The 23806-nt window shown below is 52.7% G+C and carries 20 protein-coding genes and 6 tRNA genes; 2 read left to right on the top strand and 24 right to left on the bottom strand.

Annotation, left to right across the window (positions count from 1 at the left end; genetic code table 11):
• Positions 1–16: 16 nt before the first annotated feature.
• The 22 genes from rplW to DFT_RS08210 form a co-directional block, all read right to left on the bottom strand.
• Positions 17–304 (bottom strand): 50S ribosomal protein L23, encoded by a 288-nt coding sequence (gene rplW / locus DFT_RS08310; RefSeq protein WP_054030745.1) that lies wholly within the window; start codon positions 302–304, stop codon positions 17–19.
• The gene (rplD, locus tag DFT_RS08305; RefSeq protein WP_054030744.1) at positions 301–924 is read right to left on the bottom strand and encodes a 50S ribosomal protein L4; all 624 of its coding nucleotides are present in this window, start codon (positions 922–924) and stop codon (positions 301–303) included. The genes rplW and rplD overlap by 4 nt, the downstream gene beginning before the upstream one ends.
• A 79-nt stretch (positions 925–1003) precedes the next feature.
• Positions 1004–1642 (bottom strand): 50S ribosomal protein L3, encoded by a 639-nt coding sequence (rplC, locus tag DFT_RS08300; protein ID WP_054030743.1) that lies wholly within the window; start codon positions 1640–1642, stop codon positions 1004–1006.
• Between the two features lie 18 nt (positions 1643–1660).
• Positions 1661–1972 (bottom strand): 30S ribosomal protein S10, encoded by a 312-nt coding sequence (gene rpsJ / locus DFT_RS08295; RefSeq protein ID WP_054030742.1) that lies wholly within the window; start codon positions 1970–1972, stop codon positions 1661–1663.
• A 13-nt stretch (positions 1973–1985) separates the two neighbouring features.
• Entirely contained in the window at positions 1986–3179 is a 1194-nt protein-coding gene (gene tuf / locus DFT_RS08290; protein ID WP_054030732.1) for an elongation factor Tu, read from the bottom strand.
• A 113-nt stretch (positions 3180–3292) separates the two neighbouring features.
• Complete coding sequence (gene rpsG, locus DFT_RS08285) at positions 3293–3763, bottom strand: 30S ribosomal protein S7 (RefSeq protein ID WP_054030741.1); 471 nt, start codon at positions 3761–3763, stop codon at positions 3293–3295.
• A 40-nt stretch (positions 3764–3803) separates the two neighbouring features.
• Complete coding sequence (gene rpsL, locus DFT_RS08280) at positions 3804–4175, bottom strand: 30S ribosomal protein S12 (RefSeq protein ID WP_054030740.1); 372 nt, start codon at positions 4173–4175, stop codon at positions 3804–3806.
• Positions 4176–4363: 188 nt separating this feature from the next.
• The gene (gene rpoC / locus DFT_RS08275) at positions 4364–8782 is read right to left on the bottom strand and encodes a DNA-directed RNA polymerase subunit beta' (protein WP_054030739.1); all 4419 of its coding nucleotides are present in this window, start codon (positions 8780–8782) and stop codon (positions 4364–4366) included.
• Positions 8783–8857: 75 nt separating this feature from the next.
• Positions 8858–12967, bottom strand: coding sequence for a DNA-directed RNA polymerase subunit beta (gene rpoB / locus DFT_RS08270; RefSeq protein ID WP_054030738.1), 4110 nt, complete (start codon positions 12965–12967; stop codon positions 8858–8860).
• Between the two features lie 139 nt (positions 12968–13106).
• Positions 13107–13493 (bottom strand): 50S ribosomal protein L7/L12, encoded by a 387-nt coding sequence (rplL, locus tag DFT_RS08265; protein ID WP_054030737.1) that lies wholly within the window; start codon positions 13491–13493, stop codon positions 13107–13109.
• A gap of 89 nt (positions 13494–13582) precedes the next feature.
• Positions 13583–14110: a 50S ribosomal protein L10 gene (gene rplJ, locus DFT_RS08260; RefSeq protein WP_054030736.1), complete on the bottom strand. Its 528-nt coding sequence runs from the start codon at positions 14108–14110 to the stop codon at positions 13583–13585.
• A gap of 308 nt (positions 14111–14418) precedes the next feature.
• Positions 14419–15123: a 50S ribosomal protein L1 gene (gene rplA, locus DFT_RS08255; RefSeq protein WP_054030735.1), complete on the bottom strand. Its 705-nt coding sequence runs from the start codon at positions 15121–15123 to the stop codon at positions 14419–14421.
• A 72-nt stretch (positions 15124–15195) separates the two neighbouring features.
• The gene (gene rplK / locus DFT_RS08250) at positions 15196–15618 is read right to left on the bottom strand and encodes a 50S ribosomal protein L11 (RefSeq protein WP_054030734.1); all 423 of its coding nucleotides are present in this window, start codon (positions 15616–15618) and stop codon (positions 15196–15198) included.
• Between the two features lie 108 nt (positions 15619–15726).
• On the bottom strand, positions 15727–16257 hold the full coding sequence (gene nusG / locus DFT_RS08245) for a transcription termination/antitermination protein NusG (protein ID WP_054030733.1): 531 nt from the start codon (positions 16255–16257) through the stop codon (positions 15727–15729).
• A gap of 16 nt (positions 16258–16273) precedes the next feature.
• Positions 16274–16636, bottom strand: a complete 363-nt coding sequence (gene secE / locus DFT_RS24935) for a preprotein translocase subunit SecE (protein WP_076750451.1) — start codon at positions 16634–16636, stop codon at positions 16274–16276.
• Positions 16637–16722: 86 nt separating this feature from the next.
• Positions 16723–16799: transfer RNA gene (locus tag DFT_RS08235), tRNA-Trp, on the bottom strand.
• A gap of 34 nt (positions 16800–16833) precedes the next feature.
• Entirely contained in the window at positions 16834–16977 is a 144-nt protein-coding gene (gene rpmG / locus DFT_RS24930) for a 50S ribosomal protein L33 (protein ID WP_439950911.1), read from the bottom strand.
• Positions 16978–17001: 24 nt separating this feature from the next.
• Positions 17002–18195, bottom strand: a complete 1194-nt coding sequence (tuf, locus tag DFT_RS08230) for an elongation factor Tu (RefSeq protein ID WP_054030732.1) — start codon at positions 18193–18195, stop codon at positions 17002–17004.
• 112 nt (positions 18196–18307) lie between these two features.
• A tRNA-Thr gene (locus tag DFT_RS08225) sits at positions 18308–18384 on the bottom strand.
• A gap of 56 nt (positions 18385–18440) precedes the next feature.
• A tRNA-Gly gene (locus DFT_RS08220) sits at positions 18441–18516 on the bottom strand.
• A 157-nt stretch (positions 18517–18673) separates the two neighbouring features.
• Positions 18674–18758, bottom strand: a tRNA-Tyr gene (locus DFT_RS08215).
• A 15-nt stretch (positions 18759–18773) separates the two neighbouring features.
• Positions 18774–18846, bottom strand: a tRNA-Thr gene (locus tag DFT_RS08210).
• A gap of 488 nt (positions 18847–19334) precedes the next feature.
• Between DFT_RS08210 and DFT_RS08205 the strand changes: the two genes are divergently transcribed.
• Together DFT_RS08205 and DFT_RS08200 are read left to right on the top strand one after the other, a co-directional pair.
• Positions 19335–21239, top strand: coding sequence for a lytic transglycosylase (locus DFT_RS08205; RefSeq protein WP_152971901.1), 1905 nt, complete (start codon positions 19335–19337; stop codon positions 21237–21239).
• 142 nt (positions 21240–21381) lie between these two features.
• Positions 21382–21457, top strand: a tRNA-Arg gene (locus DFT_RS08200).
• A gap of 52 nt (positions 21458–21509) precedes the next feature.
• Here DFT_RS08200 and DFT_RS08195 read toward each other — a convergent pair.
• Together DFT_RS08195 and DFT_RS08190 are read right to left on the bottom strand one after the other, a co-directional pair.
• Positions 21510–22133: an Ntn hydrolase family protein gene (locus tag DFT_RS08195; RefSeq protein ID WP_054030730.1), complete on the bottom strand. Its 624-nt coding sequence runs from the start codon at positions 22131–22133 to the stop codon at positions 21510–21512.
• Between the two features lie 260 nt (positions 22134–22393).
• Positions 22394–23758 carry a replication-associated recombination protein A gene (locus DFT_RS08190; RefSeq protein WP_054030729.1) on the bottom strand — a complete coding sequence of 455 codons (1365 nt, stop codon included), beginning with the start codon at positions 23756–23758 and terminating at the stop codon, positions 22394–22396.
• Positions 23759–23806 lie beyond the last annotated feature (48 nt).

Here is a 23806-nt window from a genome sequence, read left to right as displayed (position 1 = left end):
TCAGTGACTCCTAGCCTTAGGCCCCTTCAAAAAACTCTATTCGCTGGCCGGGCATCAGTTTAACGACCGCTTTTTTCCAGTTACGCCGCTTTCCTAATATACGTCCACGACGCTTGAATTTTCCCTCTACATGCATAGTCCGTATATCGGCCACCTTGACGTTGAATATCTGTTCTACGGCACGTTTTACCTCAATACGGTTGGCGCGGCTGTCAACCTCGAAAGTGACCTGGTTGTATTGATCTTTCTGTATATTGGTTTTTTCGGTCAGGATCGGCCGCTTGATGATATTGTAATCAATCATTTGAGCAATCTCCCTTCGATGCTCTTTATGGCACCTTCAAGCAGAACCAACTTTTCATACTTGAGGATGTCATAGACATTTAGCCCTTCACTACGCATCACCTTCACGCCAGGGACATTTCGTGAAGAAAGCTCCAGTGTTCGATCGGGTTGATCAATGACGATCAATGCGTTGTTCGCCTTAAGTGTATTGACAGCCGCAAAAAAGTCTTTGGTCTTGACTTGTGCAAGTTCAAATTTATCAACGACCATCAGTTCGTCTTCTTTAAACTTGCATGTCAACGCCATCTTCAAGGCAAGCTTCCGAACTTTTTTTGGAACTTTTTGCTCATAAGAGCGGGCGTGCGGTCCGAAAACGACACCTCCACCACGAAGCAATGGAGACTTGATATCCCCGCGGCGGGCGCGGCCGGTCCCTTTCTGTCGGTAGAGTTTGCGCGTGCTTCCCTTGACATCATGACGGTTTTTTACTGTTGCAGTACCGGCGCGCTTCTTGGCCAATTGTGCCTTGACCACTTGATGCATGACGCAGCGCTTTACCGGTACATCAAAAATTTCGTCCGGCAAGTCGGCCTGGGATACTTTGTCACCCTGAATGTTTAGAACATCTACTGTTGCCATACGATTCCTCATTGAGGGCCTTATCACATGTTTCGGCAAACGAAATGCTTTACCGATACATTCTTCGTTCAGGCCATCCTTATTTCTTTTCGGAGAATTTTGGCTTTCGGATCATCACTAACGCTTCCCGATGACCGGGTACCGCCCCTTTGACCAAAATCAAATTCTCTTCTGGACGAACATCAAATATCTCCAGGTTACGGACAGTCTTTCCTTCTCCACCGTAGCGCCCCGGCAATTTTTTCCCTTTAAAAACTCTCGAAGGCCATGCACTGGACCCGATGGAACCAGGAATACGGTGGCACTTGCCACCATGGGTAGCACGTCCTCCACCGAAGCCATGACGCTTGATAACGCCCGAAAAACCGCGCCCCTTGCTTTTGCCAATGACGTCGACTTTTTCGCCAATCGCGAACAGATCGGGGCCAAGGCTCTGTCCCAGGGAATAGGCGGCAGGGTCGTCCACTGCGACTTCTCTCGTATAATCGAAGCATTGACCGCCGCTCTTTTTAAAATGCCCTTGCTGCGGTTTATTGGTCCTTTGAAGCTTTTTTTCTTTAAAGCCCAGTTGGAGTGCATTGTATCCGTCGGTGGCCACAGTTTTTATCTGAGTGACCACACAGGGACCCGCAAGAATCACAGTCACCGGGATGTACCGCCCGTCTTCCGTAAAGACACTGGTCATTCCCAGTTTTTTACCAATCAGTCCTTTGCTCATGGCTATTCATTTCCTAAGCTACAGTTTGATCTCCACATCGACACCCGGCGATAGGTCGAGTTTCATCAGCGCGTCCACGGTTTGCTGAGTCGGCTCCAGGATATCCAACATTCGCTTGTGGGTTCGCATCTCGAATTGTTCTCGAGATTTTTTATCGACGTGGGGTGATCGAAGCACACAAAACTTGTTGATCTTCGTCGGCAAGGGAATCGGTCCCACCACCTTGGCACCTGTTTTTCGCGCGGTGTCAAGAATATCCGTTGCAGACTGATCCAACAATTTGTGATCGTATGCTTTTAGCCGAATTCTGATTTTAGCATTCATTATCATGGGTTATTCTTTCTTACTCGATAATCTCGCTCACCACGCCGGCGCCGACCGTACGTCCACCTTCGCGGATGGCAAATCTCAACTCTTTTTCCATCGCGATCGGCGTAATCAACTCGGCCGTGATCGCCACATTGTCCCCAGGCATCACCATCTCTACGCCCTCGGGCAAATTCAATATCCCCGTCACATCCGTCGTCCGAAAATAAAACTGCGGCCGATACCCATTGAAAAACGGCGTGTGCCGCCCGCCTTCTTCCTTGCTCAATATGTACGCCTCAGCCTTGAACTTGGTGTGCGGCGTAATCGTGCCCGGTACCGCCACCACCTGGCCCCGCTCCACTTCATCCCGCTTGGTCCCGCGCAGCAACACACCAATGTTGTCACCAGCCTGACCCTCGTCCAACAGCTTGCGGAACATCTCCACGCCCGTGCACACCGTCTTGATCGTCGGACGAATCCCTACGATCTCCACGTTGTCACCCACCTTGATGATCCCTCGCTCCACACGACCCGTCACCACCGTGCCACGACCCGAGATGCTGAACACATCCTCGATCGGCATCAAAAACGGCTTGTCGATGTCTCGCTTCGGCTCCGGAATGAACGTGTCGATCGCATTCATCAACTCAAAGATGCACTTGGCCTCCGCACTGTCCGGATCATCACTCTCCAACGCCTTGAGCGCACTGCCCCGAATAATCGGCGTGTCATCCCCAGGAAACTCATACTTGGTCAAAAGCTCGCGCAGCTCCAGCTCCACCAGCTCGATCAACTCCTCATCATCGACCATGTCGCACTTGTTCAAAAATACCACAATGCGCGGCACACCCACCTGACGCGCCAGCAATATGTGCTCCCGCGTCTGCGGCATCGGTCCGTCATCGGCCGCCACCACCAATATCGCACCGTCCATCTGGGCCGCACCCGTGATCATGTTCTTGATATAGTCCGCATGACCCGGACAATCCACATGCGCATAATGACGGTTCACCGTCTCATACTCCACGTGCGCCGTCGCGATCGTTATCCCGCGCTCTTTTTCCTCCGGCGCCTTGTCGATCTGGTCAAACGGCACAAACTCCGCCATACCCTTCAAACCGTTGTGCTTCGTGATCGCTGCCGTCAACGTCGTCTTGCCATGATCAATATGGCCGATCGTCCCTACATTGACATGTGGCTTCTTTCTCTCAAACTTTGCCTTCGCCATCTCGTCCCTCCCAAATCGGGCTATCGATTAGACAAAATAATAGGTTTTAAATGGCTCCCCATATATCCGGATCGCGTGATTTAAAACCTATTGCGCGTTCGGTCGCGTTCCTCTTACCAGCGGTAGTGGGCAAATGCCTTGTTTGCCTCAGCCATTTTGTGGGTATCTTCTCGCTTTTTGACTGCGCCGCCGCGATTGTTGGCGGCGTCCATCAACTCACCGGCAAGCTTGGCCGCGAACCCCAGTTCGGAGCGGTTCCTGGCATAGCTGATCAACCAACGAATCGCCAATGCCGTTCGCCTGGATGGCCGAATCTCGGTCGGTACCTGGTATGTCGATCCCCCTACCCGGCGGGATTTGACTTCAATCATGGGACGGACATTATCCAGCGCCTGCTCGAAAACCTTCACAGGCTGCCCCTTGGTCTTTTGCTCAACGATGTCGAAAGCATCGTACATCAGCGATTCGGCGACACTCTTTTTACCGTCACGCATCAAGGAAGCCATGAACTTGGCAACCAGTTTGCTGCTGTACTTGGCATCGGGGATAATAGTTCTTACGGGTACTTCTCTTCGTCTTGGCATTTGCTACACCATCATTCGGCTGTCATTAGCTGGTTATCGACTATTTAGGCTTCTTGGCGCCATACTTGGAGCGCCCCTGCCGACGGTCTTCCACGCCCAGAGTATCCAGTGTGCCGCGCACGATGTGATACCGCACACCAGGCAAGTCCTTTACGCGGCCGCCTCGCACCAACACCACCGAGTGCTCTTGTAGATTGTGGCCGATTCCAGGGATGTATGCGGTTACCTCGATACCGGTGGTCAGCCTGACACGGGCGACCTTACGCAACGCCGAGTTCGGCTTCTTGGGGGTGGATGTATACACACGCGTACAAACACCTCTTTTTTGAGGCGCCCCCTTCAAGGCCGGAGTATTGGTCTTTTTCTTGACCCGCTTGCGCCCGCTTTTAACTAATTGGTTGATCGTCGGCATAATCTTTTTTAACCCCTATTTTTTAATGATTTTCAACACGGGATAAGCGCCTACGGAAAAAGCGGATTAGTATACAGATATCCCTATATTGTCAAGAGATTTTCCTAAGCGCTGTTTCTTTTTTGGCCGGATTCATTCCACCGTGCCGAAATTTCCTTCCTTTATGGTCATAACCTCATCTGGCAATCTTATGAACGCTCCAGAGCCATTTCGCTTTGCTGGACCTCCAGCCCCAGGTAATCCAGAAGGCCTGTACCCGCCGGAATCAAGCGCCCCATAATGACGTTCTCCTTCAAACCGCGCAAATAATCCACCGTGCCGGCGATCGATGCGTCCGTAAGCACCTTCGTCGTCTCCTGGAATGACGCTGCCGATATAAAGCTGTCGGTACTCAACGACGCCTTAGTGATGCCTAGGATCAAGGGTTCGGCAGTAGCGGGCTTGCCGCCCTGTTCGATCACCGCCTTATTGGCGTCGTCGAAAACGGTTCGGTCCACCTGCTCTTCCACGATAAAATCGGTGTCGCCCACATCGATGACCTTAACCCGGCGCATCATCTGGCGCACGATCACCTCGATGTGCTTGTCGTTGATACGGACACCCTGGAGACGATAAACCTCTTGTACCTCGTCCACCAGATAACGGGCCAGGGCAACTTCGCCCTTGATTCTCAGGATGTCCTGAGGGATTGCGGACCCCCCGACGAGTGCCTCACCTGCTTTTACATAATCACCTTCGTATACGTTGATATGTTTGCCGCGGGGAATCAGATATTCCTTCTTGTCCCCCACGTCCACCGGTGAAATCGTTACCTTCTGCTTTCCTTTTTTGGTGGATTTGGCAATGCTGACGTAACCTTCGATCTCGCTGAGCACCGCGATTTCTTTGGGCTTTCGCACCTCGAAAAGCTCGGCGACCCTCGGTAGACCACCGGTGATGTCCTTGGTTTTGGTCGTGGCCCGCGGCAGCTTGGCAACCACGTCTCCGGCCTTGACCTCATCGCCCTCTTCGATCATCAGAATGGCGTCCACCGGGAGTATGTATCGCGCCATGCCGCTGCCGCCTTTCAATTTGGCGGTTTTGCCGTCCTCGCCCTTGATCGAGATGCGCGGGCGCTCCTCACCGGTCTTGGATTCGATGACCGTGCGGCTCGATTTGCCGGTCACGGGATCCACCTTCTCCTGCATGGTTTTGCCCGGCACCAGGTCACCGAATTTGACCGTCCCGGCCACCTCGGTGATGATCGGCGTGGTAAACGGGTCCCACGAAGCCAGCAACTGGCCAGGTTCGACTGCTTCGCCGTCTTTGACCAGGATATGGGCGCCGTAGATGACCGGAAAACGTTCACGCTCACGACCGGCTTTGCCCAAAATGGCGCACTCGCCACCACGCCGGTTCATGACCACATTGTGGCCATCGGCATTTTGGACGATGTTCAGGTCCAGATATTTGATGTTACCGGCCGTACGCGCCCGGATGTCGGCCTGCTCGACCCGCCGACTGGCCGTACCACCGATGTGGAATGTACGCATGGTCAACTGGGTACCCGGCTCGCCGATGGACTGCGCAGCGAGGATACCGATGGATTGTCCGATTTCCACCCGCTTTCCATGGGCGAGATCACGGCCATAACAGGCGGCACAAACGCCGAATTTGGTCTGACAGGTCAGCACGCTCCGAATCTTGGCACGCGTGATGCCAGCCTCCTCGATAATTTTGACCGCACGCTCGTCAATCTCATGGTTGGCCGGAATCAACACTTCATCGGTAAAGGGATCGAGTATGTCTTCAACGGTAACGCGCCCTAAAATGCGCTCTCCAAGACGCTGGATCACCTCACCACCTTCCATGAGCGGCTCGACTTCCACTCCCATCATCGTACCGCAATCGGGTTCGGTGATGGTTGCGTCCTGGGCCACATCGGCCAAACGGCGAGTCAGATATCCCGAGTTGGCGGTCTTTAATGCTGTGTCGGCCAAACCTTTACGGGCACCGTGGGTTGAGATGAAGTACTGCAGCACCGACAATCCCTCTCGGAAGTTGGCCTGAATCGGTGTTTCGATGATTTCACCCGAAGGCTTGGCCATCAAACCGCGCATACCGGCCAGCTGCCGCATCTGGTCCTTACTGCCGCGGGCACCCGAATCCGCCATCATATAAATCGGGTTCAGGCTCTCGGCGATTATCGGCTTGCCGTCTTCATCTAGAACAGGCTTGCCCCTCTCATCATAGACGGGCGCATTTTTCATGGATTCCATCATCTCGTTGGCCACATCGTCGGTCGCTTTGGCCCAGATATCGACGACCTTGTTGTACTTCTCGCCCTGGGTTATGAGACCTTCGGTGTATTGACGACCAATTTCGGTGACCTGCTGTTCGGCCTGCTTGAGGATCTCCCACTTGGCTTCCGGGATGATCATGTCATCGATGGAAATGGAGAGCCCGCCCTTGGTCGAATATTTGTACCCCGTGTCCTTGATGCGGTCAGACAAGATGACCGTCGCTTTGGGCCCGAGGTTACGGTAGGCAAAGTCCACCAGATCACGCAGAGCCCCTTTGTCCATAGCCTTGTTGACGGCTTCGAACGGCATTTCCTGGCGCTTTTCGACTATCTGAAAGATGTGAAAACCGTCCCCGCATTTAATCACGGAGGTGACATCACCCTCTTCGAGGCCATAGACCTTGTCCACGATGTCCTGTTTGATATCGAAAATGCGTTGAAACTCATCGCGTCTGAGTTGACCGATAAATCCATCCTGCTCTCGATCATCGCTGTGTGACCGCGTTTGAATCAACGCGATGAAATCTTTACCCTCGTTGATCTCACCAAGGATCGACTCGGCTTCGTCGCGGGTGCCAACCATCAGATGACGCATCACCATTAGGTTGTCCTTGGGCATGATTTCCCAAAAGAGGACTCTTCCGACCGTCGTTTCGTGACGTTTGCCCGACACACGAACCACGATTTTGGCATGCAGGTCGACTTCGCGCGCATCGTAAGAGATACGCACCTCCTCGGGATTTGAAAAAATCTTCCCTTCGCCCTTGCGGCCGTCGATTGCGCGGGTCATGTAATAGGTGCCCAACACGATGTCCTGGCTGGGAACGATGATCGGGCTCCCATTGGCCGGAGACAGAATATTGTTGGAGGAGAGCATCAACACACGCGCTTCGATTTGAGACTCGACCGACAGGGGAACGTGAACGGCCATTTGGTCGCCGTCAAAGTCTGCGTTAAAGGCGGTACAGACCAATGGATGCAGTTGTATGGCCTTACCCTCGATCAGGGTCGGCTCAAAGGCCTGAATACCGAGTCGGTGCAGTGTCGGTGCGCGGTTGAGCATGACGGGGTATTCACGCACCACCTCGTCGAGGGTATCCCACACTTCCGGAACTTCGCGCTCGACCATCTTCTTGGCGCTCTTGACCGTTGAAACGAGCCCCTTTTGTTCCAGTCGGTAGTAAACAAACGGCTTGAAAAGCTCCAAGGCCATTTTCTTGGGCAAGCCGCATTGATGCAATCTCAGGTTGGGGCCCACGGTGATGACGGTACGACCTGAATAGTCGACACGCTTCCCGAGCAGGTTCTGTCGGAATCGCCCCTGCTTTCCTTTGAGGGTGTCGCTCAACGATTTAAGGGGCCGTTTGTTGGTTCCCGTTATGACACGGCCATGGCGGCCGTTGTCGAACAGGACATCCACCGACTCCTGCAGCATACGCTTTTCGTTGCGAACGATGATGTCCGGGGCCTTCAGATCGACCAACCGTTTCAGGCGGTTGTTGCGGTTGATCACACGCCGATAGAGATCGTTGAGATCCGAAGTCGCGAAACGGCCGCCTTCCAATGGGACCAGCGGACGCAGGTCCGGCGGCAGCACGGGAATGACATCCATGATCATCCAGACCGGATCGAGGCCGCTTTTTCGGAAGGCATCGACGATTCGCAGCCGCTTGGAGAGCTTCTGGCGCTTGGCCACCGAATTGGTACTGCGAACCTCTTCGCGCAGAGTGGTGTAGAGCTGATTCAGATCCATGCCCTGCAACAACTGCTTCACGGCCTCGGCACCGATACCGGCCTCAAACTTGCTGCCATACAGCTCCAGCGCTTCCCTGTATTTTTCTTCGGTGAGAAGCTGGCCGCGCTGCAAAGCGGTATCCTTGGGGTCAGTCACGATATAGGAGTCGAAATAGAGGACCTTCTCCATGCTTTTAAGCGTCAGATCGAGCAGGTTGCCGATCTTGCTCGGCAGGCTTTTGAGAAACCAGATATGCGACACAGGGGTGGCCAGTTCGATATGCCCCATGCGCTCCCGGCGAACCTTGGATTGAATCACTTCGACGCCGCACTTTTCACATATCACGCCTCGATGTTTCATCCGCTTGTACTTGCCGCAGTTGCACTCATAGTCCTTGGTCGGTCCAAAAATCTTGGCACAAAACAGACCGTCTCGCTCGGGCTTGAAGGTCCGATAGTTGATTGTTTCCGGCTTTTTAATTTCCCCGTGAGACCATTGCCGAATCTGCTCAGGAGAAGCCAGAGCGACCCGAACTCCCCGGTACTGACGTGGATCAGTCGGTTTGGCAAAAAAGTCGTACAAAGTTTCCATAAATATTTCCTCTGGTTGGGAAATTATTAAAATATATCAAACGCGTTTCCGCGATCTTGCATCGACGGTGCGTTCCTATTCCTTGGGTAGATCTTTCTCTTCCAGGAGGGAAACATCCAGCCCCAGAGCCTGCAGCTCCTTGGTCAACACCTTGAAGGATTCCGGCAACCCCGGCTCAAGGATGTTCTGCCCCTTGACGATCTTCTCGTACATACGCGTACGGCCGGCCATGTCATCGGATTTTACGGTCAAGAATTCCTGCAGTGCATGCGCCGCACCATAAGCCTCCATGGCCCAAACTTCCATCTCACCCAGGCGCTGACCGCCGAATTGGGCCTTTCCGCCCAGGGGCTGTTGCGTCACCAGAGAGTAAGGACCGATGGAACGGGCATGAATCTTGTCGTCGACCAGATGGTGCAATTTGAGCATGTACATGGTGCCGACCGTGACCCTTTCCTTGAAAGGTTCACCGGTATGACCATCGTAGAGCGTCGCTTGACCGGTCGGAGAGACACCCGCCTCTGATAGCAAAGATTTGATCTCTTCCTCTTTGGCACCGTCGAAAACAGGGGTGGCCATAAAAACACCATTCCTATAATTTTGTGCCATGGCCATGACGCCGTCTTCATTGAGCTCCTCTATGGCGGAGACCGTCTCCTTGTCATCGAATATGCGCTTCATCTTTTCACGCATATCGGCGACCCGCTTTTCCTCGATCATTTGAGTGATCTGATTTCCCAGCCCTTTGGCCGCGCGCCCGAGGTGGATCTCGAGAATCTGGCCGACGTTCATACGCGACGGAACGCCAAGGGGGTTGAGAACCATATCCACAGGCGTGCCGTCGTTGAAGTAGGGCATATCTTCCATGGGCAGAATGCGCGACACCACGCCTTTGTTGCCATGCCGACCTGCCATTTTGTCGCCGACGGACAACTTGCGCTTCATGGCCACATACACCTTGACCATTTTAATCACACCCGGCGGCAGCTCGTCGCCTCGCTCAAAACGCTCCAATGAGTGTTCGAAAGCCTCTCTGACGCGATCGCACTGCTGCCGGTATTGCTCGATCAGGTCATGGACCTTTTCGGTGGTCTCCGCGTCTTCAAGGACCAGGCTTTCCAGCTGGGCGACGGGTATATCCATCAGCAGCTCGCCTGTGACGGGGCTCCCTTTGCCTGCCAATGCCTTTTTACCCTTTTTCAGCGGGGCGGCCAAAACCTTCCCTTCCGCGGCGCTTATGATTTGCTCTCGCACGATCTCTTCGATGATTTTGAGTTCGTCGTCCCGATTGCGCTCGAGCACCGTAATCTCACTCAGCTCGATTTCCTGGGTACGCTCGTCTTTTTCCGTGCCGCGGCGGGCAAAAACCTTGGCATCGATAACGATACCTTCGACACCCGGCGGCACGCGCAACGAGGTATCCTTCACATCACCGGCCTTCTCTCCGAATATGGCGCGCAGCAATTTTTCTTCCGGAGACAGTTGGGTCTCGCCTTTGGGCGTGATTTTCCCGACCAGGATATCTCCTTGAACAACTTCGGCCCCCAGACGGATAATGCCACTGTCATCGAGATTTCGAAGGGCCTCTTCCCCCACATTGGGGATATCGCGGGTGATCTCTTCTTTGCCGAGCTTGGTGTCGCGCGCCACCACCTCGAACTCCTCAATGTGAATCGAAGTGTAAACGCCGTCCCGAACCAGTCGCTCGGAGACCAGAATCGAGTCTTCAAAGTTATACCCACCCCACGGCATGAAGGCCACGGTCACGTTTTTGCCGAGCGCCAGTTCGCCGTGGTCCGTGGCCGGACCGTCGGAAATGATATCACCGGCATGCACTCGCTGTCCCTGCTTGACGATGGGGCGGTGATTGAAACAGGTGTTTTGGTTGGAACGGATAAACTTTGACAGGTTGTAGATGGTCACCGGTTTTTTGTCCCGACCCTTTTCTCCGTCATGACGGATGACGATGCGGGAGGCGTCTACCTGCTCGACCACCCCGTCACGATCGGCCACGATGGTCACTCCAGAGTCTTTGGCCACTACCCCTTCGATGCCAGTGCCCACCAATGGCGCCTCGCTCATCATCAAAGGCACGGCTTGCCGCTGCATGTTCGATCCCATGAGCGCACGGTTGGCGTCGTCGTTTTCAAGAAAAGGAATCAACGAAGCCGAGACACTCACCAGTTGATTGGGTGAAATATCCATCAGCTCGATCTGCTCACGCTCCACCATCATGAATTCACCGGCGACCCTTGAGGTCACGAGCGGATTGATATAAGCGCCCTGATCGTCGATCGGCGCATTGGCTTGAGCGATGGGATGCTTTTTCTCCTCGAACGCACTGAGGAAATTGACATTCTTGGTGACCTTGCTGTCTTTGACGACGCGATAGGGGGTCTCGATGAAACCGTAATCGTTGACCCGCGCATAGGTGCTCAGAGAAACGATCAACCCGATATTCGGACCTTCTGGTGTTTCAATGGGGCAGATTCTGCCGTAATGGGAGGGATGAACGTCCCGGACCTCGAAACCGGCGCGTTCGCGCGTCAAGCCGCCGGGGCCCAATGCACTCAAGCGTCGTTTGTGGGTCGTCTCCGAAAGCGGGTTGGTCTGATCCATGAACTGACTCAGCTGACTCGTTCCGAAAAACTCCTTGACCACGGCCGAAACCGGTTTTGGATTGATCAGATCATGCGGCATGAGGGCATCGACTTCCTGCAGGCTCATGCGCTCCTTGATCGCCCGTTCCATGCGGACCAGTCCGATGCGGTACTGATTTTCCAAAAGCTCGCCGACTGCGCGCACGCGACGGTTTCCCAAATGATCGATATCGTCTACCACGCCTTGGGTATCCCGCAGATCAATCAAGGTCTTGGTGGTCAGCAAGATGTCTTCTTTTCGCAGTGTCCGCAGATAAACGGGCGCTTGAATTCCCAGGCGAAGATTGATTTTCAAACGACCGACGCTGGATAGATCGTAATACGCGGATTTGAAGAAGAGGTGGTCCATGAAATCCTGGGCCACTTCCGGCGTCGCCGGGTTACCGGGACGCATCAGACGATAAATTTCGATCAGCGCTTCTTCCTTGCTCGATACCTTGTCCAGAAGCAAGGTTTTGCGAATCGAATCGCTGCTGGAAACGCCGTCGGTATGCAGGATGTCAAACTCGTTTATCCCCGCGTTTTTGAGCAAAGCCAAGTTTTCGTCGTTGATCTCTTCGTTGGAGTGCACCAAAAGATCACCGCTTTTCGGATCGGCGATGGTGACCGCGAAGACTTTTCCGATCAACTCTTCCGGGGCAATTGGAAAGCGTTCGATATTCAGCATTTTCATCTGCTTGACCGCTCGCTGGGTAAACATTCGCCCCTTTTTGACCAAAACATCTCCGGTGGTCGGATCAACGACATCCCGGCTGGCCCGTTGCCCTTTTAATTGTTCTTCACTGAATATTTTAAACGCACGCCGCCCTTCGATGACGACCCGTTCGTTGGCATAGAAATAAGTCAACAAGTCTTCGGTGGTATAACCAAAAGCCTTCAACAGGGTGGTGACGGGGAATTTACGCCTGCGGTCGATGCGAATGTAAACGATGTCTTTGGGATCGATCTCCAAATCGATCCAGGAGCCGCGTACGGGGATAATCCGTGCGCTGTAAATAATTTTACCACTAGAGTGCGTTTTACCTTTGTCGTGATCGAAAAAGACACCCGACGAACGATGCAGCTGGCTGACGACCACGCGTTCTGTACCATTGATGATGAATGTCCCCTTGTCGGTCATCAGGGGGATGGTGCCAAAATAGATCTCCTGCTCTTTGATATCACGGATATTGGACAGACCTGTTTCCTTGTCGACATCGTAAACCACCAATCGCACGGTAATGCGGACCGGTAGTTCATATGTCATACCGCGTTGAATACACTCATCTTCACTATGTTTGGCCTCAGAAAAGCGATAGGAGACAAACTCCAACGATGCGCTGCCGGTAAAATCCTTGATTGGGAATACCGATTTGAATACCGCCTGAAGCCCGATGTCCTCGCGCCGTTCGGGAGGCACATCGAGCTGCAGGAAACGGCGATAGGATTCTTTTTGCATGCCAATAAGATCAGGAATTTCCACAATCTTCTTGATCTTACCGAAATTCTTACGAATACGCTTGTCCAGCGATAGCCGTGCTGCCATGGTCTCTCCACTTTTTTTCTAAGACTTTAGGAAACGCGAAAATGGGATAAAAGGTTTACGGCCTTTCCACCCCATTTTCGCATTGCAATAATTCTTTTATTATTTTCAGCGTAATTGATGACGATATCACCACATCCAATTACTTGAGTTCGACTTGAGCACCGGCTTCTTCCAATTGGGCTTTGATTTTTTCGGCCTCTTCCTTGGCAATACCTTCTTTCACGGCTTTGGGTGCAGAATCGACGAGTTCCTTGGCCTCTTTCAACCCAAGTCCGGTAATCGCGCGAACCTCTTTGATGACTGCAATCTTTTTATCACCGGCGGTGGTGAGAATAACGTCGAATTCTGTCTTCTCTTCAGCCGCGGCACCCGCATCACCAGCAGGCCCGGCAGCAGCCACCATGGCCACCGGTGCAGCAGCAGATACACCGAATTTCTCTTCAAGCTCTTTGACGAGTTCAGAGAGCTCCAATACAGACATGTTTGCTATAAAATCGATAACATCTTGTTTCGTTACGTCAGCCATTGTGTTTATTCCTCCGATATTCAGACTTTTCGCGATGAACGTACATCAGCAAATTTTAATTATAAAAGGGAATTGCAAGCCGAAATGGATCAGGCGGCCTGTTGTTCTTTCTGCTCCTTGATAGCTTGCAGCACATTGAGCATTCTTCGCGGCACATCGCTCAGGGCACGGACCAGTGAAGTGGGAACGGCAATCATTGCCGAGAGTACTGTTGCCAGCAACTCTTCGCGCGAAGGAAGCGCCGAAAGCGCCTTTATCGCCGCCAGATCCATGACCGATCCATTTAGAACGCCACATTTGATTTCAAACTTGTTATTGGTCTTGGCGAACTCGGTCAGGATTTTTGCCGGTGCGACCGGATCATCATAGCTGAGCGCAATGGCGCTCGGACCTTTGAACTGGTCTTTGATCAACGCCACTTCCGTGCCTTCCGAGGCGAGACGCAGCATGGTGTTCTTTATGACCTGGTACTCAATGTTGGCCTCGCGCAGTTTACTGCGCAGCTCGGTCATCGCACCCACGTCAAGTCCTTTATAGTCGGTCAGGATGGCCACCTTGCTTTTGCCGAGTCGTTCCTGCAGCTCTTGGACAAACTGTTTTTTATCGTCGATATTCAAGTTTACCTAACACCTCCTTCCATGGCTGTAAAAACCGGAGGATATAACGCGTACAAGTGCAATATTCCGGAATCGGCCTCGAGTGCTCACAAGTGATATTTGAAACCGATACCCTGCAACCTGTCTCGGTAGGCCGGCTTTCGCCAATTAGACACGGTCTTTCCTATGCAAAGGCAGACGTGCACCTACGGTCTTTGACAGCGTGATTAAAAGCGGATGCCGGATGATGCGTTCCTTTGGCTTTCTAAAACCGACCATCGCGCTTTATATTTTTCTGTTAAAATGGATCCGTTAACAAATGAGCCAATCTACTTGACCAAGTCCTTCACTACTGCGGCGTCAATCTTTATCCCAGGCCCCATGGTGGTTGAGATGGCAATTCCTTTGAGATAGGTACCCTTACTGGATGAGGGTTTAAGTCGTACAATAGTCTCCAAGAAGGCCGAAATGTTCTGGACGATCTTATCTGTACCGAAAGACACCTTGCCCATGGGGGCATGAACGATTCCGGCTTTCTCGACGCGGAAATCTATTTTGCCCGCCTTCAGTTCCTGAACAGCTTTTGCCACTTCGAATGTCACGGTACCGGTTTTCGCATTGGGCATCAAACCACGGGGCCCCAAAACCCGGCCGATCTTGCCGACCGCGCCCATCATGTCCGGCGTGGCGACAGCCTTGTCGAATCCAAACCAACCGCCTTGAATTTTCTCGATCAGATCTTCATTGCCGACAAAATCAGCCCCAGCCTCTTTGGCCTCGGCCTCTTTTTCACCCTTGGCAAAAACCAACACCTTGACCTCTTTGCCCAAACCATGCGGCAACACGACCGTTCCGCGAACCATTTGATCGGCATGCCGCGGATCGACACCCAGCCGCACTGAAACGTCAACGGTTTCATCGAATTTAGCGTAGGACGCCTTTATCGCCGACTCCACGGCATCTGCAAATTCATACCGCTTTTGCGTATCGATCGTGCTTTTTGCTTGTAAGTATTTTTTACCCCGTTTCGGCATTTTCTCTTTTCCCACTCCTTAGCCTGTGACATCAAGTTGGCGCCGGTGAAAGTGGCCGCCTTTGATCCGCGTTTATACGACCTCGATCCCCATGCTTCGAGCCGTTCCACTGATGATCAGGCAGGCAGCATCCAAATCGTTTGTGTTCAAGTCAGGCATTTTAAGTTTGGCAATCTCTTCAACCTGGGCACGGGTCACTTTTCCCACGCGATCCCGTTTCGGATCGGCTGCGCCTTTGGCGATTTTGGCGGCTTTTTTGAGCAATACAGCCGCAGGCGGAGTCTTTGTGATGAAAGTAAATGTTCGATCCTGGTAAACGGTGATCACGACAGGTATAATCATGCCTGCTTCGTTGGCCGTCCTTGCATTGAATGCCTTGCAAAAATCCATAATATTGACGCCATGCTGTCCCAACGCAGGCCCAATGGGGGGCGAGGGTGTGGCTTTTCCCGCCTCGACTTGCAACTTGATCTGTGCCATTACCTTTTTCGCCATGGTTGTTACTTATCTCCTAATGATTGCGATTCGGCCCGACAATCCAGCCGTTCGAAAAATAGTACGCATGGTATCATTTGTCCGAGCGCGAGATGGCGCCGGCATGCGCTAAAGCTTGGTGACTTGGACGAATTCCAGCTCAACCGGCGTGGAGCGTCCGAATATGCTCACCAGGACCTTGATCTTGCCCTTCTCCTGGTTGACTTCCTCTACTGTACCGTTGAAATTTGTGAAAGGCCCATCGACCACCCGAACCTCATCTCCTGTTTCGAAAAAGTATTTGGGTTGCGGTTTGAGCTTGCCGGCTTCCATTCGATTCAATATACGGTCCGCCTCTTCATCGGTCAGCGGAGTCGGCTTGTCCCTTCCGCCGAGGAAACCCGTCACCTTGGCGGTATCGTTGACAATGTGCCAGGTCTCATCGTCCAATTCCATGCGAACCAGCAGATAGCCCGGATAAAATTTGCGCGCGGATGTCCGACGCTTGCCTTTTACCAGCTCCACGATTTCTTCGGTCGGCACGAGAACCTCACCAAATTTATCGGGATGGGGCGAGCTAGCGATCCGTTCTTCCAGGGAGGCCTTCACCTTATTTTCGAACCCTGAATAAACATGGACGATATACCACTGCAATGCCACGATTCACCTTCTTTTTTTAAGGGAGCACTGCGCGAATCAGGTTCGACAATCCAAAGTCAACAACGCCCAAGAACAGTGAGATGACCATCACCAGAATGATCACCACCACGGTCGATCCCATTGTTTGCTTTCTGGATGGCCAGGTTACCTTCTTCAGCTCAATTTTTACTTCACGCAGAAATTGAATGCTTTTTTCGAAAAAATTCTTTTCACTTGAAACAGGCTTTTGCTTTACAAGCGTTGCAGCTTTTTTCTGAGCAACAGCGGCTTTAGAAGTTGACGCGCCTTCAGCCGAACCGCCTTCCGCTGTCTCCTGTTGCTTTTCCAAGCGCTGAGCCTTCTTTTTGCTTGGATCTTTTTTCTTGAGTATGCGTCCCATGCCACCCCTAACCGATATCAGGAAGTTTTATTGCGGCACAGCCGGCCATTCACTGCGAAGCCTTATAGCCTCTTCCGGCAAAAAGTTGGCAGGCCAGGAGGGATTCGAACCCCCAACACCCGGATTTGGAGTCCGATGCTCTACCAATTAGAGCTACTGGCCTGCACGGGTTGTATCGTCGTTCCTGCACCAGAATCCTACTTCGTTTCCTTATGAAGGGTGTGCTTCTGGCAAAATCGACAATACTTACTGAACTCCAGCTTGTCTGGCGTGGTCCGCTTGTTTTTCGTCGTGGTATAGTTTCGGCGTTTGCACTCGCCGCATGCCAACGTTACAATCACTCTCACGTGTCGACTCCTTGGTCTTTACTCGATAATCTCGCTCACCACGCCGGCGCCGACCGTACGTCCACCTTCGCGGATGGCAAATCTCAACTCTTTTTCCATCGCGATCGGCGTAATCAACTCGGCCGTGATCGCCACATTGTCCCCAGGCATCACCATCTCTACGCCCTCGGGCAAATTCAATATCCCCGTCACATCCGTCGTCCGAAAATAAAACTGCGGCCGATACCCATTGAAAAACGGCGTGTGCCGCCCGCCTTCTTCCTTGCTCAATATGTACGCCTCAGCCTTGAACTTGGTGTGCGGCGTAATCGTGCCCGGTACCGCCACCACCTGGCCCCGCTCCACTTCATCCCGCTTGGTCCCGCGCAGCAACACACCAATGTTGTCACCAGCCTGACCCTCGTCCAACAGCTTGCGGAACATCTCCACGCCCGTGCACACCGTCTTGATCGTCGGACGAATCCCTACGATCTCCACGTTGTCACCCACCTTGATGATCCCTCGCTCCACACGACCCGTCACCACCGTGCCACGACCCGAGATGCTGAACACATCCTCGATCGGCATCAAAAACGGCTTGTCGATGTCTCGCTTCGGCTCCGGAATGAACGTGTCGATCGCATTCATCAACTCAAAGATGCACTTGGCCTCCGCACTGTCCGGATCATCACTCTCCAACGCCTTGAGCGCACTGCCCCGAATAATCGGCGTGTCATCCCCAGGAAACTCATACTTGGTCAAAAGCTCGCGCAGCTCCAGCTCCACCAGCTCGATCAACTCCTCATCATCGACCATGTCGCACTTGTTCAAAAATACCACAATGCGCGGCACACCCACCTGACGCGCCAGCAATATGTGCTCCCGCGTCTGCGGCATCGGTCCGTCATCGGCCGCCACCACCAATATCGCACCGTCCATCTGGGCCGCACCCGTGATCATGTTCTTGATATAGTCCGCATGACCCGGACAATCCACATGCGCATAATGACGGTTCACCGTCTCATACTCCACGTGCGCCGTCGCGATCGTTATCCCGCGCTCTTTTTCCTCCGGCGCCTTGTCGATCTGGTCAAACGGCACAAACTCCGCCATACCCTTCAAACCGTTGTGCTTCGTGATCGCTGCCGTCAACGTCGTCTTGCCATGATCAATATGGCCGATCGTCCCTACATTGACATGTGGCTTCTTTCTCTCAAACTTTGCCTTCGCCATCTCGTCCCTCCCATGGTCGTTCAAACATTCTCGAATTTAAAATTGGGTTGCCGTCTTACAGGCGCTGTTGTTTGGCTGACCCCATCGCCATTGGCACGTTGATCTTCAATAATGGAGCCCACGATCGGAATTGAACCGATGGACCTCTTCCTTACCAAGGAAGCGCTCTACCGACTGAGCTACGTGGGCTGAGTTGCTGTTGTTCGGATTTTTCTGATCGAAGGCCGCGTGACGTTCAGAAAACTTGGAGCGGGAGACGAGGCTCGAACTCGCGACATTCAGCTTGGAAGGCTGAAGCTCTACCAACTGAGCTACTCCCGCTTAATAATATCCCAATGTTATTCAGAACCCCCGCATTCATACGATTCACTGCAGATCTGCCAATCGCCATGATGTGCACATCGCGTATGATGGAAGCCATGTAGTCAGAAACGATTCCGAAACCGGATATCTCCTACAAATAGCAATCGTGCGTGAGTGGTGGTGGGGGGAGGATTCGAACCTCCGAAGGCTTCGCCGACAGATTTACAGTCTGTTCCCTTTGGCCGCTCGGGAACCCCACCGCATTCATATCCTGAAGCCAGCGGAGGGATTCGAACCCCCGACCCACTGATTACAAATCAGTAGCTCTACCGACTGAGCTACGCTGGCGTCTAATATCTGACCAATCATTCATATTAAAGATCCTCTCGAAGCCCTTTAATAGCGTCGAGATAACTAAAAATGCATCTTTTACTCATATGGAGGGTAAAAAACAAACCTATAAATTTCCATATTTTTATCAAAAATGAGAAATATTCTCATTTATTCTTGTTAATGTTTCACTATCTCCTATTTACTCTTTTTTTCTATGTTTAACACATTTTGTGACTACGCACCCTTCCGTCTATCGATATTTTCGACCCTTGTAAAAAAAATGACTTTCGGACTCAAGATCGCAGCCGCAGGGCCGATATGCTCTATAACTTTGTTTATTTGTCGATAATTACTTGACAAAAACAGCAAGACATATGGTATCGTGCAGCCAAAAAACGCGCATAATGTGTTTCAGACCGATTAAATACGACCACTGACCCGCATTTTCAACCGCTCATTATTCAAACCAGGTGCACGAACCTGAAAACAGGGATGGAAAAGCCTTGAAACGCAACTTGATACTTTTTTCGGCAATCACGGTTATCGCTCTATCATGGGGATGCAGCAGCATGCCCTTCTCAGGCCGCAGCCAAGCAACTGATCGCCTTAACCCGTCGGTGAGAGCTCAAAACGAACAATCCGACGTTTCCCGGTTTGGCGAGGAACCCGCCGCTGGACAACAAACCCCATTAACCGAAGCTGAATCCTCCAGCGATGAGGTGGCCGCCCTCAGTGATGCCATTGAGACGCCAGCGATCGACGGTGCCGACACAACCAACACGGCTGCCGAGGCATGCGCACCTGATGATGCCGAATGCCTTGCGGACATGAAAGAGAACGCCGTCCTCGACAAGGAGGCGCAGGCCAGACTGGACGAAGCACTGGACTTTTGCGAGGTCAGTCAGTCGGCCTGGCAAAAAGGAGAGCTCGATATCGCATTTGAGGCCTTGGACAAGGCATATTCGCTGATCCTGGAGATCGATTCCAAACAGGAAGCCAAGCTTCTCCAGCAAAAAGAGGACCTTCGTTTTCTGATTTCCAAACGCATTCTTGAAATTTATGCCTCCCGTAACATCGTCGTCAATGGTCACCATGACGAGATACCGATGGAGATGAACCGCCACATCGAAGCGGAGTTGCGCTCGTTTACCACAGGCAGAGAAAAACCATATTTTATAAGCGCCTATCAGCGTTCAGGCAAATTCCGTCCTTATATATTGCAAGCTCTGAAAGCAGCGGGCCTTCCGGAAGAACTCTCATGGTTGCCTCTGATCGAGAGCAATTTCAAGGTGAAGGCCCTTTCCAAGGCGCGCGCGCTGGGGCTCTGGCAGTTCATACCTTCCACTGGCTATAAATTCGGTTTGAAGCGCGACCAGTATATAGACGAACGTATTGATTTTATTAAATCAACAGATGCGGCAATCGCTTACTTGAAAGAACTTCACAATATTTTCGGCGACTGGGCGACGGTGCTTGCTGCTTACAATTGCGGCGAGGGGCGGGTCCTGAAGGTTATCCAAACCCAAAATATCAATTATCTCGACAACTTCTGGGATTTGTACCAGCGACTACCCCTTGAAACCGCCCGTTATGTGCCCCGCTTTTTCGCGACACTGCATATTGTCAAGAATCCGGAAAAGTATGGACTGGAACAGGTTGCCTTCGACCCCCCCCTTGTGTATGAAGAGGTAGAAATCAACCGCCAGGTTCACCTTAAAGACGTGGGTCAAGCCATCGGCGCGGAGCTGGCCGACCTACAGGAGCTCAACCCCGAACTGCGCTACTCCATCCTGCCGCCCGAGCCCTACTCGCTCAGAGTCCCTACCGATCATGCTGACAAACTCCTGGCCGCGCTCGATACCATGCCGACGAGCAACGTGCCGCAAAGGGCATTTGTTTGGCACAGCGTCCGAAGGGGTGAAACCCTCGGCACCATCTCCAAACGCTACCGCACCAGTGTAACGAACATCATGCGGGCCAATAACCTGCGCAGTTCGCACTTTATTCGCGCCGGAAAGCGCCTCAAGATACCCGTCCGAGGAAGCGTGGCGGCGGTTGCCGCCCAACAGCAACTATCAAAGAAGGATTTTTCTGGTGTGCACCACGTCCACAAGGGGGATTCTCTGTGGAACATCGCCAACCGGTACCAGACTACCGTTAAACAGATTGTCGCCCTGAATAACCTGACCTCCAACAATCTTTATATCGGTCAAAAACTCAACATTCCCGGGTACAAACCTGAACCCTTGCCCGATGCCAGCCAGTTGACCACCTATTATGTCAAAAGCGGTGACAGCCCGTTCACTATCGCTCAAAAGCACAATATGGCCTTGCAGCGCTTTTTAAAAATCAACCGCTTGACGGCTCACAGCAAAATCTTCCCCGGCCAGAAGCTTTTCATCGAGTAAGCGCCCCCGACGGCCGCAAGTACAGCCTGACCGGAATCCGGAGACTCTCAGGTGGGGCCAAGAAACCATTTTGTCCGGCGTTCCGAGCAAGCTGCCTCTTTCAAATTGCCGGCTGCTATGATATCTCGCTGACCATATCAATGCCCTCGTAGCTCAGGGGATAGAGCAGCAGATTCCTAATCTGTTGGCCGCAGGTTCGATTCCTGCCGGGGGCACCATGCCATGATAAAAAAGGTCTGGCCAGCAATAGGGCACAGACCTTTTTTCAGTTTAAAGCTGTTTGAAACCGTCTTCGGTGATGTAAGCGTATGATAGCGGTTCGGACACCTCATCGTCGATTTCGGCCAACCGTTCCATCTCCTTGCGAACGACCGTAATCACGCGGTCCAACTCACCACTTTGCTGGACGATCTGGTGCAGGCGGTGCTCGAGCTTGATAATACGCGGCACGCTGAAACTGGTTCCTATCTCGTCGCTGTCCAGCAGAGGCAGTTTTCGCTTGGTCCACAGCAGGTACATGCGAAAGGGATTTTCAGGGTCATTCTTGGTGTATCCGCCCAGAATGAAGGTGACCTGGTGGATGGGGTCGATAGGTCGAATTTCACAGGTCTTGCGCATGAACCGTTCATACTCCGTCGCCAAATAAGGCAATGCCGCCTGGTAGATTTCGTCCACATACGTCAAGTTTTCACCATAGACGAATTGCTTCAGCGAATGGCACATGAATTCACCCGCGGCGGCCCCGCCATTCAAAATCGCGGCATTGTTGGACAACTGATGCAGTCGATCCACTTTGAGCTCGATCAAATTTCCATTCATATCCACATCAACCGCTTTGCCGTCCGCAGCGAGAACAATGCCGTTTTTGGATTTACAGGCAATCAATTGAGACATAAGACAATCCTCTCTTCTCAAATTGTTTACGGTTAAATGTTCCTTAAAATAACCCAAGGCCCGAGCCGATTGCCTCCTCCAGACCGAGCGGCCACCGGCACGAAAACTATTAATAAAATAAATCAATGCGCAATGATTGCCAGGGTTGTGAGGCAACTTTTATCGATTGGCATGTTGATGACGAATAAAAATACCAACCCATCGGCGCAATGGGGCAGACATCCGATAGTCAGAATTTTGAAGAAAAAGGCGGGAATGGCTCAGGTATTTTTCGTTTTCTGACCGGCCAACTGCTGCCGCCAATGGTCGACTCGCTGTTTGATCAGCTTCTCATACCCCCGTTCCTGGGGAAAGTAATAGATATTGCCCTGCAGCTGCTCGGGAAGATAGTGCTGGGGTACAAAGGCGTCCTTATGGTCGTGGGCATACTGGTAATCACGACCGTAACCCAGGGATTTCATCAGTTGCGTGGGGGCATTGCGGATATGTAGCGGCACAGGCAGGGTGCCCGTTTTCCGGATCACCTCCTGGACTCTTCCATAGGCTTTGTAAATACTGTTGCTTTTGGTCGCCGTAGCCAGATAGACGGCCGCCTGGGCCAGCGCCAGTTCGCCTTCGGGCGGACCGATGAATCGAAAAGCCTCCATGGCCGCCATGGTCAGGCGCAATGCATACGGATCGGCGTTGCCGATGTCCTCCGATGCAAACCGCACCATGCGCCTGGCCACATACAGGGGGTCTTCACCGGCCATGAGCATGCGCGCCAACCAATAGAGAGCCGCGTCCGGATCGCTGCCGCGCAGGCTCTTATGAAATGCGGAGATCAGGTTGTAGTGTTCTTCGCCGCTTTTATCGTATTGCAATGCCTTTTGCTGGACCGCTTTTTCAACGTCATCCAGATCAATTACCCTCGGCGTCTGGTCCTGGGTCGGTCCCTGTCTTGCCAGGGTCATAAATGCGGCCATCTCCAGATTGTTGAGCGCCGTCCGGGCGTCGCCGCCCGACAGACGAATCAGATGCTCTGCCGCTTCGGTGTTGAGTGCCAGTCGGTACCGTCCCAAACCGTTCTCCACATCGTCGAGTGCCCGGTTTAAAATGGCTCGCAAATCCGCCTCGGTCAATGCCGAAAGCGTCACGACGCGGCATCTGGAAAGCAGCGGCGCGATCACTTCGAAGGAGGGGTTCTCGGTGGTCGCACCAATGAGGGTCAACAGACCGCTTTCGACATGATGGAGAAAAGCATCCTGCTGTGATTTGTTGAACCGATGAATTTCGTCCACGAACAGGATCGTTCTGCGACCATGTTTGTGCAACTGTTCCCTTGCCTCCTCGATCACCGCACGTATCTCTTTGACGCCCGACAAAACAGCGGAAAAGTGAACGAAATAAGAACCCGAGGCCTGGGTGATGATGCGGGCCAGCGTGGTTTTACCTGAACCCGGGGGCCCCCAGAGGATCATGGAGAAAATCCGGTCGTTCCGAATGGCCTCGGCCAGCAGGGTGCCCGGTCCGACGACATGGGCATGGCCCACAAACGCCTGCAGGGTTCGCGGCCGCATACGCTCGGGCAAGGGCCTGGATTCGGCAGGTTGTGCACTTTTGGTTTGATCGAAGATATCCATCATCAGTAAACCAACGGTTGATAAAAAATATTCCTTTGAATTGCCCAAATC

It is taken from the genome of Desulfatitalea tepidiphila, from assembly GCF_001293685.1.
Taxonomy (GTDB): domain Bacteria; phylum Desulfobacterota; class Desulfobacteria; order Desulfobacterales; family Desulfosarcinaceae; genus Desulfatitalea; species Desulfatitalea tepidiphila.
Note: the sequence above shows the minus strand (reverse complement) of the source record. Positions and strands in the feature narration are given on the sequence as shown.